At 37.6% G+C, this 15,318-nt stretch carries 11 protein-coding genes; 6 read left to right on the top strand and 5 right to left on the bottom strand.

Annotated features, from left to right (window positions below):
* Positions 1 to 444: AraC family transcriptional regulator (locus ACSHXM_RS02125; protein ID WP_435687073.1), on the top strand; the 444-nt coding region annotated here is incomplete at its 5' end.
* Positions 445 to 521: 77 nt separating this feature from the next.
* Here the strand turns inward: ACSHXM_RS02125 and ACSHXM_RS02120 are convergent.
* Together ACSHXM_RS02120 and ACSHXM_RS02115 are read right to left on the bottom strand one after the other, a co-directional pair.
* A complete protein-coding gene (locus ACSHXM_RS02120) occupies positions 522 to 2,087 on the bottom strand; it encodes a sulfatase family protein (RefSeq protein WP_435687072.1) in 1,566 nt (521 codons plus the stop codon).
* 103 nt (positions 2,088 to 2,190) lie between these two features.
* Positions 2,191 to 5,436 carry a glycoside hydrolase family 2 TIM barrel-domain containing protein gene (locus ACSHXM_RS02115; RefSeq protein WP_435687071.1) on the bottom strand — a complete coding sequence of 1,082 codons (3,246 nt, stop codon included), beginning with the start codon at positions 5,434 to 5,436 and terminating at the stop codon, positions 2,191 to 2,193.
* 150 nt (positions 5,437 to 5,586) lie between these two features.
* Between ACSHXM_RS02115 and ACSHXM_RS02110 the strand changes: the two genes are divergently transcribed.
* From ACSHXM_RS02110 to ACSHXM_RS02095, 4 genes are all read left to right on the top strand, one after another.
* On the top strand, positions 5,587 to 5,946 hold the full coding sequence (locus ACSHXM_RS02110) for an L-rhamnose mutarotase (RefSeq protein WP_435687070.1): 360 nt from the start codon (positions 5,587 to 5,589) through the stop codon (positions 5,944 to 5,946).
* A gap of 148 nt (positions 5,947 to 6,094) precedes the next feature.
* Positions 6,095 to 7,597: an alpha-L-fucosidase gene (locus tag ACSHXM_RS02105; protein ID WP_435687069.1), complete on the top strand. Its 1,503-nt coding sequence runs from the start codon at positions 6,095 to 6,097 to the stop codon at positions 7,595 to 7,597.
* 25 nt (positions 7,598 to 7,622) lie between these two features.
* Positions 7,623 to 10,106 (top strand): hypothetical protein, encoded by a 2,484-nt coding sequence (locus ACSHXM_RS02100; protein ID WP_435687068.1) that lies wholly within the window; start codon positions 7,623 to 7,625, stop codon positions 10,104 to 10,106.
* A 16-nt stretch (positions 10,107 to 10,122) separates the two neighbouring features.
* Entirely contained in the window at positions 10,123 to 11,106 is a 984-nt protein-coding gene (locus ACSHXM_RS02095) for an SGNH/GDSL hydrolase family protein (RefSeq protein ID WP_435687067.1), read from the top strand.
* Here the strand turns inward: ACSHXM_RS02095 and ACSHXM_RS02090 are convergent.
* Positions 11,086 to 13,134 (bottom strand): putative bifunctional diguanylate cyclase/phosphodiesterase, encoded by a 2,049-nt coding sequence (locus ACSHXM_RS02090; protein WP_435687066.1) that lies wholly within the window; start codon positions 13,132 to 13,134, stop codon positions 11,086 to 11,088. The two genes, ACSHXM_RS02095 and ACSHXM_RS02090, sit on opposite strands and share 21 nt — an antisense overlap.
* 135 nt (positions 13,135 to 13,269) lie before the next feature.
* On the opposite strand from ACSHXM_RS02090, the gene ACSHXM_RS02085 reads away from it, so the two are divergent.
* Positions 13,270 to 13,881, top strand: a complete 612-nt coding sequence (locus ACSHXM_RS02085; protein ID WP_435687065.1) for a flavin reductase family protein — start codon at positions 13,270 to 13,272, stop codon at positions 13,879 to 13,881.
* A 129-nt stretch (positions 13,882 to 14,010) separates the two neighbouring features.
* Here ACSHXM_RS02085 and ACSHXM_RS02080 read toward each other — a convergent pair whose 3' ends face one another.
* Positions 14,011 to 14,568 carry a nucleotidyltransferase family protein gene (locus ACSHXM_RS02080; RefSeq protein WP_435687064.1) on the bottom strand — a complete coding sequence of 186 codons (558 nt, stop codon included), beginning with the start codon at positions 14,566 to 14,568 and terminating at the stop codon, positions 14,011 to 14,013.
* A gap of 56 nt (positions 14,569 to 14,624) precedes the next feature.
* Positions 14,625 to 15,098 carry an N-acetyltransferase family protein gene (locus tag ACSHXM_RS02075; protein ID WP_435687063.1) on the bottom strand — a complete coding sequence of 158 codons (474 nt, stop codon included), beginning with the start codon at positions 15,096 to 15,098 and terminating at the stop codon, positions 14,625 to 14,627.
* Between the last annotated feature and the right edge of the window lie 220 nt (positions 15,099 to 15,318).

Genomic DNA, 15,318 nt, shown 5'->3' with positions numbered 1-15,318 from the left:
ACACAAGACAGAACTACATCAAAAACATTTGCCCGAACTCAAATTCTCTTAGCTTTACTTGAGCCATTTATGGAAACATTTGAAGAAAGTAAAATGGGATTACACTCTTTTAGACATCAGTCATTACTACCCGCTTTAACTATGATTAATGAGAATGTTGTGAATACGCCAGATGTAAAAGATATGGCTGAAGCTGCGAATATTTCTCCTGAACATTTTTCCCGAAAATTTAAAGCGGCCTTTAACATTTCGCCTAAACGATACATCCTACATAAACGTATCGCGTTATCTAAACAGAAATTATTATTAGCAAATGCAAACATTGATCAAGTGGCTGAGCAATGTGGATTTTGTGATATCTATTATTTCTCAAGAGTGTTTAAACAAGAAGTGGGTTTAACACCAAGTGCTTTTAGAAAAGAGTATGAACTACGGAATAAATAACCCCTTTCGGGGCGGTAAAGGTTATTTGGTTCAATAAAAAGCCAGCTTTTAAGCTGGCTTTGTTTTAATGCTTCCGACTATCGTGTGGTTCTATTCACAATAACATCAATTATTTTTTGATGTTTCTCCACCATTTGTGGCTCAGCAGCGGCTAGGTTTGTTTGTTCACCTAAATCATTAGGTAAATAAAATAATTGAGGTGTTGGCTGAAAGCCCCCTTCGATATTTTTATTATCTCTAATCCAATCGTTGGTTCCTTTGGCTGGCGCAATGTATTTCCAGTCACCCACTCTAACCGAAAGGGTATACGACTCTTCTATCAATTGTTTTCTGCCAGTGTCACTTTCTCCCAACCATGTAGAGGTGAGTATTTCACTGTCTATTGCTTCATTGTCGGCCATTGGAATATCTAACATATTTGCGATAGATGCATATACGTCAATTTGACTCATTAGGCTGCTGTTAACACCTGGTTTAACTCTGTTTGGATAATGAACTATGGTAGGCACACGGGTTCCAGCTTCGTAGGCGCTGTATTTTCCACCTCTAAATGGTCCTGCTGGTTTATGTGCACCTAATTTTTGAATTGCCTCGTCGTCATAACCATCAGTTAATACTGGTCCATTGTCGCTGGTAAATATAATTAACGTATTGTCTAAAACACCTTGGTCTTTTAATTGTTTAACGACTTGGCCAGTAATCCAATCCATTTGTACGATGGCATCACCTCTAAGGCCCATTTCACTTTTACCTTGAAAACGTTTATTGGGTAATCTAGGCACGTGAATATCGTGGAAAGAGAAAAATAAGAAGAAAGGATTGTTCTTATTTTCTGCGATAAAGTCATTGGCTTTATCGGTAAATACTGTGTAAAAATCTTCATCTTTCCACTCGGCTGATTTACCGCCTTGCATATAGCCAATACGACTTATGCCATTGACTATAGTATCCGCGTGCTGGTCATCAGCTGGCTGGCGTAAGAGTTCAGGATTTTCTCTGCCAACAGGTCGATCACCTATTTTTGAGGTATAACTTACTTTTAACGGGTCGTTATCCGATAGCCCCTCAACTGTGTAATTCTCTAAATAAACGGTAGGGACACGATCTCCCGTTGCCGGTAATAAATAACTATAATCAAACCCTATTTCTAGAGGGCCGGGTTTTACTGGTTTGTTCCAATCAATAGGATTTTTTCCATCTCCTAAGCCTAAATGCCATTTTCCTACCACGGCACTTTTATAGCCGACTTTTTTTACTAGTGAAGCAATGGTGGGTTGACCCGGATCGATCAACATTTTGGCGTCACCTTTCAACACTTTGGCTTTTTTACGAAAGGCATGTTCACCGGTTAGTAATGAATACCTAGATGGGGTGCACGTTGCCGCTGAACTATGTGCATCGGTAAAACGTAAACCATTTTTGGCCAAGGCATCTATGTTAGGTGTTTCTCCACCTTTAGCCCCATAAGCGCCAACATCACCATATCCCAAGTCGTCCACGTAAAAAATTACGATGTTAGGTTTATCAGGATTGTTATTTCCTGTGTTACGACTTGTGTCGGTATCTGGCGATGTACTGTTACAAGCGGTTAATACTGCTGCCGCAACTAACAGGTTTAAATTCAATTTCATATTTTTAAACATACTTTTTCCTACTAAAACTAGTGTATAAATTGGGTCAATTGACTGGGTTCATACACAAAAAACACCTGTTCATATACAGGTGTTTTATTTGACAAAATTTACTTTATTTTTTCACACTAATACTAAAGCTGTACTTATAGTTACCCGCAGGTATTTGATACTTTTTGATTGGGGCGGCTTTAGGGCTCCAAGTATCATTTCCACCTACACCTGCTTGAATCAAATCAATATTAACAGTGTTAAAGTTGTTTTTGATCAGATCATAAGTATGTGTACTGGTATCAAGATTTTCTGCAGTCCATGGCCATACTGACATACTTAGAGGTTGTACCCCATCTACTTTAAATGTCACACCTTGTTTATTACTTAAAGACAACCAATCTATATCGGTTCTATTTCCGCTTTCTTGTGGACGAACATATTGGTATGCAAATGAGTCAACATTACCAGAATACAAACCTAACTCAGCCCCTTGGTTTCTATCTCGGTAGTTCTCAAATGGGCCTTTACCATAAAAAGACATTTCACCAAATGTTGAGTTGACTCCAGTCGTCATACCCACTCGTAACAATGAAGGAAGCGACTTGTCTGCGTCTAAATCCATTGAGACATTAAGTTTTCCACTAGCGTCAATAAGGTATGTTGTTGAAACCGCAATTTGATTTGTGTGAGTATGAACCGTCTTAACACTTATTACATTATCAGTTTTAAAAATGTCGAATTTAGTAAGCTTCATGGATTGAGAAGCAGCTTTCCAAATAGCCATGTTCTTATCTGTTTTCCAACCTAGTCTATCGTTATCAGTTTGAGGTCGGTAGAAGTTGGGTTTCAATGCTTGCGTAATGACAGCTTGATTTCCATGGGTATATTCAGTTAAAAAGCCAGTGGTTTTATTAAATGAACTGCTAAAGTTTTTACCTTTTACTACATAAACATTACCAGTCTTACTAAAGTTAACTTCACCATTTTTAGAAGAGGAAGTATTGGCGTTTGCTTTTTTCGAGTAAGGTAGCACAAATTGTTGTTTAGCTACTTCATGACCTGCTTTGGCCCAAATTTCATCTTGTGTTGTATGTAAGCTAACTCTTAATGTGTAATTCGCATCAGCTTTAACTTTTGGCTTTTTGTAAGGCAGTTTTAAGTTTTTTACTTGATCAGGTGCTATGTCCAAATCAGTCATCTTACCTTCAGAAATTACTATGCCATCTTCAGATATGGCCCAACGTAATTCATAGTCACTAAAGTTAATAAAATCTTGTCTGTTTTCTAAGGAAATTTTTCCTTTAGACAGATCCTTTGCAACAAACTTAGCTGGTTGGAAAACATATTTAGCTTCCCACATTTGAGGCTTAGGTTGACGATAAGAATCAACAATACCATTTAAACAGAAGTTTGAATCGTTAGGCGTATCACCAAAATCTCCGCCGTACGCTAAATAGGTTTGTCCTTTTTCATTTTTTGTTTCAATGCCTTGGTCAATCCAATCCCAAATATAACCACCTATAATATTTTTACGATCTCTAACTATATCCCAGTATTCAGCAAGATTACCTAATGAGTTACCCATAGCGTGAGCGTATTCACACATTAATATTGGGCGCTTAACATATGGACTATCACTTAAGCCTAACAAATCATCTAAGTTAGGATACATACGACTAATCACATCAACAAACCTAGGATCCGTTGGGTTAGCCATAGGTGTATGTAATTGACTCGTAATGTCTTTTGAATAGTGGCGACCAGTCAACCCAATATAATCAGGATGGGTAGGATCACCTTGAGCGCCTTCATAGTGGATAAATCGACTAGGGTCGTAATCTTTCATCCAACCAGCGGCTGCGGCAAAATTTGGACCTGTTCCAGACTCATTACCCATTGACCAAGAAATAATTGAAGGGTAGTTCTTATCACGTTCTACCATGCGCACGATTCGATTTGTGATGGCGTGATTCCATTCAGGCAAGTTGGCTAACAAACCGCCCACACCATGTGATTCAACATTGGCTTCATCCATTACATACAAACCGTACTCGTCAGCTAATTCATAAAAGTAGGCGTCGTTAGGGTAGTGGGATGTGCGCACAGAGTTAAAATTAAATTGTTTTAATAATAAAACGTCATCAAGAATGTCTTGTCGCGTCAGTGCTTTACCTTTAATCGCGTCATGATCATGACGATTTACACCAATAATTTCTACACTTTTCCCGTTAATTAACATTTCTTGTTCAGAATTGAATTTAACATCTCTAAAACCTACCCGAGTACTTCGTGTTTCTACTAATTTGCCTGTTTTGTCTTTAAGACTTAGTACCAAATTATATAGATAAGGCGTTTCAGAAGACCAAAGTTTAGGGTTTTCAACTGTGGTTGATAATAATCCAAACTTAAAGGTATCTCGTTGTGGGAATTTAATACGGCTAGGAAGTGACGCATCCACAGACATTTTTGTATTGCTTACTGCTTTATGATTAGCGTCAAATAATTGCGCTTCAACTTTCCAGCCCTTTAACTTTTTGCGTTCAATGTTAGATAACTTGGGATTGATATCTAGAACAGCCGATGTGTAATCTGAATTTAGTGTTGTTTTCACAAAAAAGTCATTAATGGCAACTTTAGGTTGCGCCATCAGTAATACTTCTCTGTGAATACCACTTATACGCCAGTGATCTTGATCTTCTAAATAACTCCCGTCACTCCATCGAAATACTTGCAGGGCAATGGTATTTTTGCCTTTTACAATATATTCAGTGATATCGAATTCAGAAGGCAAACGACTACCTTGTGCGTAACCAACCTTTTCACCATTAACCCATAAATAATAAGCTGAGGTTACACCTGCAAAATGTAAAATAATTTGCTGGTCATTCCAATTCTTAGGGATAGTGAACTCTTTTATATATGATCCCACTGGATTATCGCGAGTGATTAAAGGTGGAACAATATCATTCACGTTTTCAAACATTGGGTAAGTAGAGTTTGTGTAGATAGGCATGCCGTAGCCTTCTAACTCCCAGTTTGAAGGAACAGGTATGGTTTTCCAGTTGTCACTATTAAAGTCTTGCTGATAAAAATTTAGTGGACGGTCTTCGCTTTTATCTACAAAATTAAACTTCCAATCACCATTTAGAGATTGAATGCTAGATTGTTTTCTATCTCTCTCTAATGCTTGTTCAACAGTGTCAAATGAATAGGATGTGCTTCTAGCTGGCATACGGTTTATTTGAATAACTTCAGGGTTTTCCCAGTCGTTTGCCGAAATAGCTGATGTACTTGTTAGCCCAGAAAGCAGTGTTGCTAGTGAAATTAAAAGAATATTTTTGGGCAGAGTGAGTTTTTGTTTGAGCATCTTGTTTGTCTCTAATACAAATTATTTGGCTTATAATTAAATTTATATTGCCAATTTATGGTTAAACTGTGGATTTTATATTTGATTAAGATTATAACAGTTAGACAAAAACAACAACGAAATATATAAATATTGTTAAGGAATAAATACATGAGTGAATCAATTCGATACTGTTTAGCGTTAGACCTAAATGACGACCCTAAACTTATTTCAGAATACATTGAATATCACAAGCCAGAACATGCATGGCCACAAATTACGACTAATATGAAGGAGTTAGGAATATTAGATATGGAGATATACCACCTAGGAGACAGGCTGGTTATGATAATGGAAACTACAGTTGAGTTTGACCCAAACGAACCTCCTCGAACGGAGCAAGGAAGAAAAGAAAGTGCTGAGTGGGAAGAGTTAATGTGGAAATATCAAAAACCACTCAAATGGGCAAAAGAAGGACAAAAGTGGGTGCCAATGAATAAAATTTACGATTTAAAAGAAGCCCTAAATTAGTTAACAGAAATCACCTAATTTTATAATAGAGTACTTATATGGCCATAATTATCAGATTTACACAAATATTGGTCATTTTAAACTATGGTGGATCTAGGCTAGTTTGTTGTCTCATATAAACAATTAAAATCTTAAAAGGTCCATCAAAGTGATTAAGTCAATCTTGTGTAGTATTTGTGTATTGCTGCTTGTTGGTTGTTATACAACCAACAAAGTAGAGTCAGTCAAGCTTGAGCACCAAGATGGCGAAAATCCGTATCAAGCAGATTGGTCCTCAGTCAAAAAACATCAGACACCGGACTGGTTCCTAAATGCTAAATTTGGCATTTATTTCCATTGGGGCCCTTATACCGTGCCAGCCCATAAGACTGAATGGTATTCAATATGGATGTATCAAGAAGGGCATCCAATTCGCAAACACCATGAGCAAACTTACGGCCCGTTAGACGAATTTGGTTATAAAGATTTTATTCCAATGTTCACCGCAGATAAGTTTGATCCTCAAGAATGGGCGGCTTTGTTTAAACAAGCAGGCGCTCAGTTTGCGGGTCCGGTAACAGAACATGCTGATGGTTTTGCCATGTGGGACAGTGAACTTACGAAATGGAACGCTGCTGATATGGGGCCAAAGCGAGATATTGTTGGTGAAATGGCCAAAGCTATTCGCGAACAAGACATGAAGTTTATTGCCACTTTCCATCACCAGTGGAAGTACGCTTGGTATCCAACTTGGGATGAAAATACGGATGCTAGTAACCCGGAATACGCTGACTTGTATGGGCCAAAAGTGCCTAAAGGCACGTTTGATTTTAAAAATATGACCCATGCGGATCCATTACCAGACCAAAAGTTTAACCAAGAATGGTTGGCTAAAATTTTAGAGGTGGTCGACAAATATAGTCCTGACCTAGTGTATTTTGATAATAAAATGAACATTATTGAAGAGCAAACACGCTTAGATTTTTTAAGTTATTACTACAACCATGCTGCTAAAAGAGAGCAAGATGTGGTGGTGACTTATAAATTTGAAGACTTAGAACAGGGCAGTGCAGTGCTTGATTTAGAGCGCTCTCGAATGAGTGAGAAAAAATCATTTCCCTGGTTAACCGATGACTCTATCGATTGGAATTCGTGGACTCATATTGCCAACCCTAATTACAAAACAGCTAACCGCCTCATTGATTTTTTGGTAGACGTAGTCAGTAAAAATGGCGGCGTTTTATTAAACATTACCCCAACAGCCCAAGGCGAAATCCCTCAAGCTGTGCGCGATAGGTTATTGGCAATGGGCGATTGGCTAAAAACGAACGGTGAGTCTATTTACGATACTAGGCCTTGGGATATTTACGGTGAAGGCCCAGCAGAGGTTATAGAAGGTCACTTGAGTGAACACAAAAATAAAGACAATACCGAAAAAGACATTCGGTTCACAACAAATGGCGATGCTTTATACGCTACGGTTTTAGATTGGCCCACAGAGCAAATTCATATCAGAGCATTTAATACAGACAAGCTTACTATTAAGGCAATTAGTCTGCTGGGTAGTAGTGAAGTCATTCAATGGCAACAATTAGCTGACGGGCTTTTTATTCAGGCGCCTAAGGTGAAGGTTGGTCAACATGCCTTTGTGTTTAAAGTGACAACTCATTAACAAAATTATAAATGGAGTGATTTAAATGGCAGCTTGTAAAACAAGCAATATTATTAAAACGTTAGTTTATGCAAGCTGTCTATATTTAAGTATCACTATTAATGCTTTTGCCCAAAACAAAACCATTACAATTCAACTTCCAGAGTCGAAAACACAAAGTCCAATGGTGCTGTTTGGTTTAGAAAAACTGCAAACGACATTAGACAAACCTAATCACCTAATTAACCAGTCAAACATTAAACGTATTGAATTAGTGAAGGATGAAACGTTACAGGAACAAGGTTTTAATCTTAAAACAAAGGAACACACTTTAATACTTAAAGCCCCCGACAATCATGGGTTTATGTATGGTTTGTTAGAAATAGAAGAGCAACTTAAATTTGGTACTAAGCTTCAGGCAATAAAGGCACAGCAACAACCATACTTTAAAAAAAGAGGCCTAAAATTTAACATTCCTCTAGATGCTAGAGCCCCGTCTTATGACGATACAGGTGACTCTGCCCAGCACAATATCGAGACTGTTTGGGACTTTTCTTTTTGGCAAGCTTATCTAGATAAAATGGCTCTCAATCGCTACAACCAATTAACCTTATGGAACCCACAACCATTTACCTCGATGTTAAAGTTAGATAAGTATCCTAAGCTTGCATTAAACGATGTTTATCGTTCCACCGCGCCTTTAGATGCAAGAGTAAGTGTATGGGGGGAGGCTGGCGGTGTGTCTCCTTTAGTATTAAATAGTTTAGAAAAAGTTAAGTCGATTAGCATTGATGAAAAGATCCTGTTTTGGAAAAAAGTCATGTCCTATGCCAAATCACGAGGCATTGACATTCATATGATTACTTGGGCTATTTATACCAATGGTATTCAAGAAAAATATGGGATCAATGACGAAATAGACAACCCAGCTACGGTTAATTTTTTTAGGGATGCCGTTAAAGAATTAGTCTTAACTTACCCAGATCTAAAAGGTATTGGTATTACCGCAGGTGAAAGAATGCCCGCAGATGGCGAGGTAATCAATTGGTCCCGTGAAAAATGGTTATGGAAAACCTATGGACTAGGATTGGCAGACGCCAAATTACAAAACCCAAACCGAAAGGTCGATTTCATCCATAGATTTTGGTATTCGGGATATGATGAAATAGAAAAATATTGGGGGGATTACCCTGATCATTTCTCCTTTAGTTTTAAGTACATCATGGCCAGACTTTATTCATCTCCAGAAAAGTCGCACATTGCTAAAAAAGTTATTCCTATTATCCGTCAATCTAAAAAGAATACGTGGTGGAACCTGCGGAATGACGACATTTTTGTGTATAGATGGGGGGATCCTGAATATGCGCAAAGGTTTTATAAAAATATCCCGTCGGATATATCAGAAGGTATTCATATGGGCTCAGATGGGTATGTTTGGGCCAAGACATTTGCCGACAAAGATGTAGCTGAGCATAATCGTTTAGAAATCGATAAACATTGGTACCGCTTTATGATTTGGGGCCGACTAGCTTACAATGTAAACCTTTCTGAATCGTTTTTTACCAAACATTTAGGGCTTAAATTTCCTGGGGTAGATCCTGATAAGTTATACAAGGCTTGGCAAGCAGCTTCACAAATTGTTCCCACAGTAAACCGTTACCAATTTCAACCTGGAGACAGGCGTTTTTCAGCAGAATCATCTTCTTCTAGAGAAACCTTTAGATACGTTAATGATTTTCAAGTAGCCAGATCGATGCCCGGAACCGGGCAAATGAATGCTCGGCAATATGTAAAATCGCAATTAACAGGTAAAAGCTTAACCAACAAAGTAAGCCCGTTAGAGCTGGCTAACGAATTAATTAGCAATGCTAATCGAGCCTTGGGTTTGTCATCCGAAATTCAAGCCAAAAATAAAAGTGCAAATAAACTAGAATTACAACAATCTTTGGATGATATTCGAGCATTTTCTTACCTAGGGAAATACTACGCTCATAAAATAACAGCAGGCGTGTGGTTAGAGTTTTTTCAACAAGATTCTCAACTAAAACAATACGGAAAAAAAGCAAAACTAGAAATTGAAAAAGCGCTAGACGCATGGAAACAATTTAAAGTTGTATCCGAAAAACATTATCGACCACAAATGCTGGCTAGACTTAATGTACTTGATTGGGAAAAGTTACAACAAGAAGTGGAATATGAAGTCGAACTAGTGGATAGAATCATTGCTAAGCCATTTGATATCCCGAGTTCAAATGATCCAAATAACTTGTTAAGTCTTACTTACGATAAAACTTTAAATGGTGAGCATAGACACGAAAGATTGCAGATTCATACGCCCAATGCTGGCGAATATCTTTTGGAAGTCCATGAAGAAAACGGCGTATTAATTAATGCTTATCATAACAAAGATAATGGCCCCGCGAGATGGGAGTGGTTCCAGGATCAAAAGGGTGTGTATTATTTAAATCTAAAATGGAAAGATCTTAACAAAGTCATCAAGGTTGATTGGGGCACTAAACATGATAAATAGGGATAAGAAAACAATAGTGAAATCGTGGTTATTCTTTTTTAGCGTTTTAGCACTAACATCTTGTACGAATAAGCCTCATATCCTATCTGATAATCTAGCTAGCTACGCAACTAAATCCAGTAACCCAGCCAATACCTCAACTTACACCTTGCCACATGACAACAAACGAATTGTGTTTATAGGTGACAGTATTACCTATGCTGGGGATTTCGTAGCCTATTTTGAATCATACATGCGTGTAGCTTTTCCTAATAGGCAATTTGAAATTGTTAATATTGGTTTGCCTAGCGAAACAGTTTCTGGATTATCAGAAGTAGGTCATGCAAAAGGAGCGTTCCCAAGGCCTGACGCCAAACAAAGACTTCAACGTAGTTTAGATAAACTTAATCCTGATCTAGTGTTTTCTTGTTACGGTATGAATGATGGGATCTATTTGCCCTTTGACCAAGGCCGATTTATGGCATTCAAAAGGGGGATCAATAATCTACATATGACAGTGTTAACCTCTGGAGCTGAGTTAACTCACCTAACGCCTCCCGATTATGATGCGAGGTTAGACAGTGACTATTCTTCAGTATTAGATCATTATTCAACTTGGTTGTTGTCAAACCAGCAACAGAAAAACTGGCAAGTCATAGATACCCATTTTCCCATGCAAAAATCGTTAGAAGAAAACCGAAGGTTAAATTCAGAGTTTTATTATTCAAGGGATGGGATCCACCCGAACACTGCGGGACACTGGCAAATAGCTAAATCACTGTTAATTGGTTTAAGTTATCCGGTAGAAGATACGTTTGCACAGACCATAAAAAACCTAAATTCGTCGATTGATCCTAAGCTGTTATTCAATTTGGTTAAGAAACAACAAACTATAATGAAAGACGCTTATTTAACTGACATAGGTCATGAACGTCCCAGAATGAAAAAGGGACTAAGTTTAAAAGATGCTAAAAAACAAACAAAACAATTGGCTTTAAAATTACAAAGTTTGCTTCGCTAATAGTGTGAGTAATGTCTCTAAATTAGCTGGTTTTGCAAGATAGTAGCCCTGTGCATAGGTGCAACCGTGCGTTTGCATAAAGGCTAATTGCTCAGCAGTCTCAATGCCTTCTGCAACAGTTTCGAGTTTATATGCTTTTGCAATTGATAAAATGGCGTCTAGCATAATCATTTGTGTTTCATTGTCGGCAGACAAATTATCGATAAAGGACTTGTCTATCTTTAAGCAGTTTACTGGATAATGAACTAACTGATTAAAGGCCGTGTAACCGGTACCAAAATCATCTAGAGCGAGTTTTACGCCTAGATTTCGTATCTCTTGTAGCATGCCGATACTTTGTTCATTCGCATCTACTAGGCTAGTTTCAGTTATTTCCAGTTCTATATTTTGGGCTTTGATACTATATTTTTCGAGTAATGAACTTAGTTTATTGACAAACTTATTATGGTGTAATTCCACAGCTGATATATTGATACAGAATATTATTGGCTCTATACCTACCATTGTTTTATTTATGTCGATTGTTTTAAAGGTATTTTCAATCACCCACATATCGATTTCATGAATTAGATTAAACTCTTCAGCAATTGGGATATAAATATCTGGGCCAATACCTTTTAGGCTATCTGCTTTACAGCGTATTAACACTTCAACTCTTTTAATGTGTAAGGAGGAGCATTCGTAAATAGGCATAAAGTTTAAGTGAAAATCATCATTCTCAACAGCTGCCTTAATTTTTTCTGATGTCTTTTTTCTAAAATAAATGTTTTCAGCAATGCTATCGTCAAATATTTTAAATTGGTTTTTCCCGTGTTTTTTGGCGAAGTACATAGCCATGTCAGCTTTATCGACTAACTCTTGAAAATCAACAGATTGTATCTGTGTATGACAAATACCTAAACTAACACTGGTTTTAATCGTACAACTCTTAAAGCTAATAGGGCGGGTTAACATTTCCATCAATATGCTAGCTAATTTGTCTAAATCTTTATTGGGTAAATTTATTAATACAATTGCAAATTCATCTCCCGCCAGCCGAGCGACTCTATATCTGATTTCCGTATTTTTATAGTGTTTTAACGACGCTAAAACGCGTTTAGTAAATTGACATAATAGTTGGTCGCCAATATTGTGACCATGTCCATCATTGACCTTTTTAAAGTCATCTAAATCAAAGTAAAAAATACTGATTGAGCCATTAGAGTACATATTACTCAGTTTATTTTCTGCCCATTGAGTTATTCCTCTACGGTTATAACAACCGGTTAATACGTCTGTGATGGCTAGAAACTTTAAGTGACGGGTATTTTGCACAACTAGCCCTACAATAAGAATTAACCAAAGACAAAGAATGGCAATCAATAAAGAGGCTTCTGAAAATAACTCCCCGACCATAATAAATTTTTGCAGAACAATTTCATAATCAGAAATTTTGGATATTTCGTTTGGTAGTATTTCAATGTAAGAAACATTGGAAAATTCAATATCTTTTAGGGAAGCTGAAAGATCAAACCTATCAATCCACCATTGTTCTACGTTAAAGCTTGAAAGTGGTAAGGCGGCTAACGAATTATTATATTGGGGCTCAAAGGCAATAGAATTAAATTTAAAAGATTCGTAATTCCCTTCTCGACTATACGCAGGATTGTAATTTTTAAATGAAACTCGGACATTAGGGCTTCCAATGGGAGCTGAATAATCTACATCCAACTCGAGCTCTTTATATATTGATAAATCAACACCCTGGGCAATCTCTGGGAATTCACCAGCTTTGCTGAGTAAAATAGTTAGGGCGCAGTAATTATCTTCTAGGTTATGTAAAACATTACATTTAAGGGTAATTTCATTTTCAGTAATCTTGATATCGTGTTGTATGTTTTCGCTAGCAGCGGCATAAATTGCCGTATGATTTTGTGGTGAAGTAAGATCTAACTTGAGAGCGAAGGCGCCCATTCTATGAGCCACAACACTTACGACTGAAAACAACAGTAAAGAAAAAATAATCCAGTTACGTAAAATAGGGGACATTAACTACCTAATTTCTGAAAGAAAATAATGCTTTAACAATATTTTAACATTTGTTATCTATGAAAAATAGCACGATCCCTTGCTAATGCTGTATAGCATAAGTAAACATAAACTAAATAATTAACCGAGTAAAATATGATTTTTGACCTAGCCCAACTCAGCGCCAGCCGTGTTTACCATACTATGATCCAAACTTTAACGCCTAGGCCTGTAGCATGGGTGTTATCCGAGAACCAAAATAACACGCTTAACCTTGCGCCATTTTCTTATTTTAGTGCAGTGTCCAGTGAGCCACCGTTAATCATGTTGTCTATCGGTAAAAAGCCCGATGGTGAGTTAAAAGATACACGTTTAAATATTATCGAAAGAGAAAAGTTTGTGGTGCACATTGCCCACAGAGAGCTCGCTCAAGATGTGACAAATAGTGCTGCCAGCTTTGATAAAAATGTATCGGAAATTGATGAGTTGGGGTTAAGTGTTACCGAATTCGAAGGGTTTTCTTTACCAAGATTAAGCCAGTGCCGTGTTGCCTATGCCTGTGAAAAATATAGGGTAGAGGATATCACAACAAATCAGGCCATGATTTTAGGCAAGGTTTCGGCAATTTATGTAGATGACAAAATTATTCTGCCAAACGACGAACAGCGCTTACAAGTTGACGCCAATAAACTAAACGCCATCGGCAGACTAGGTGGCGATGAGTACGGATTTCTTGGAGAGGTGAAAGAAATCAAACGCCCCAAATAACCTTAAAATGGTTGACTGGCGCAACTTACCCAGAGCCGCGCAACTTACCCAGAGCCGCGCAACTTACCCAGAGCAGCGCAGCTTAACCAGAATTCAGTTCAGGTGAAACTTTAAACTTCATTCAGTAGGTTACTTTTGTACATTGGGCTCAACAATTTTAACCTTTAATTTGGGCCAAACGGTTTGCCAGCCCTTAGATGAAACTCGTTGCTTAAATATTTCTAGTGACCGGGCAGGGTTATGACTAATGGTTAAGTTGTACAATAAGTCTAACGAAAAGGCAGTAACAAACTCCAGTTGGTCGTTTGCCAATAGCCGCACAGCCACTGCAGTTTCTTTTTCTGGCCAATAAGACATGGCATCCATCACGCTTGTGTAAGGCGCATCACCATTATAATTGTGCATCAAAGCTTGGTTTTTAACCTGCCATTTTCCACTAGGATAAATGTGTTCTAGTCGGGACGATAATTCTTGATCATATTCCTGGCCATTAGTCTGTGTATTGAAATAGATTACATCTATGTCGTTTAGCGGCGTGAGGGGCGTTATATTATGTAGGTGATCCCATACAAGATTTCTAAGAAACCCAGCGGCTATGTATCCTTGTTCTAAATCTAGGCTCCTAACAGTTCTTAACGCTTCCATTCTATTTGGGTCATTAAACACGAGGTCAGCAAGATTTTTCATAGATTATGATTAGGTTAAGTTAAGTTAAGTTAAGTTAAGTTTAGTTAAGTAACTAATTAGTCGAGTGATTTGGACATACGGTTAGAGTTGTTTCTAAACCCTAGTCTTTCATAAAAAGCAATGGCTGGACTATTGAATGTAAATACCTCCAAATTGAGATCAACCGCGCCACCTTCTTTGGCTAATTTGCAAACATCTTTATATAAGGCGGTACCTATGCCTTTTCGTTGATGCTCTCTAGACACTACAATCGTAGCTATTCTGCATCTTTTTATGGGATTTAGAAACGGAAGGTTTGGCATAGCAGTTAACTCAGCGGCAACAAACCCTACAATCTCATTATTTAAAAGTGCAACTAAAATAAAGCCACCTTCCTTCTCATGAGAAGCTTTCCAGAACTCCCAATCCGCTCCTTCTTTACCTGGATTACAAAAATATTTCGGCTCGTTTTCGAAATGCTCTTTATTAATTTGGTGAGACAAATTACACAGGCCAATTCTATCTGAATCTCTTAAGTATCTAATTTCCATTAATAGTCACAATCCCTAAATTGTTATGCATCTTTTTAGTACAGACAAAAGTCTTTTTTCGATATGTATCTTCTACCAAGTTCACAATAATAAGCACAAAAAATCGTGTATAGATACAGGGTTTGTTGTGTATAAGGTACGAGCTATTTTAGGCATAGCCCGTAACTTAGTACAACACGAAGAGGTTTTAAGATATTAAATTGTTCCTGCCACCAAATGT

The organism is Paraglaciecola sp., from assembly GCF_051252315.1.
In the GTDB taxonomy this organism is placed as follows: domain Bacteria; phylum Pseudomonadota; class Gammaproteobacteria; order Enterobacterales; family Alteromonadaceae; genus Paraglaciecola.
This window is presented reverse-complemented; position numbering and strand designations above follow the sequence as displayed.

What these genes read in the sequence shown, in the direction of transcription:
- ACSHXM_RS02120 (WP_435687072.1), bottom strand. Translation starts at nt 2,087, where the DNA reads ATGTTTAAAAATATGAAATTGAATTTAAACCTGTTAGTTGCGGCAGCA.
- ACSHXM_RS02115 (WP_435687071.1), bottom strand. Translation starts at nt 5,436, where the DNA reads ATGCTCAAACAAAAACTCACTCTGCCCAAAAATATTCTTTTAATTTCA.
- ACSHXM_RS02110 (WP_435687070.1), top strand. Translation starts at nt 5,587, where the DNA reads ATGAGTGAATCAATTCGATACTGTTTAGCGTTAGACCTAAATGACGAC.
- ACSHXM_RS02100 (WP_435687068.1), top strand. Translation starts at nt 7,623, where the DNA reads ATGGCAGCTTGTAAAACAAGCAATATTATTAAAACGTTAGTTTATGCA.
- ACSHXM_RS02090 (WP_435687066.1), bottom strand. Translation starts at nt 13,134, where the DNA reads ATGTCCCCTATTTTACGTAACTGGATTATTTTTTCTTTACTGTTGTTT.
- ACSHXM_RS02085 (WP_435687065.1), top strand. Translation starts at nt 13,270, where the DNA reads ATGATTTTTGACCTAGCCCAACTCAGCGCCAGCCGTGTTTACCATACT.
- ACSHXM_RS02080 (WP_435687064.1), bottom strand. Translation starts at nt 14,568, where the DNA reads ATGAAAAATCTTGCTGACCTCGTGTTTAATGACCCAAATAGAATGGAA.
- ACSHXM_RS02075 (WP_435687063.1), bottom strand. Translation starts at nt 15,098, where the DNA reads ATGGAAATTAGATACTTAAGAGATTCAGATAGAATTGGCCTGTGTAAT.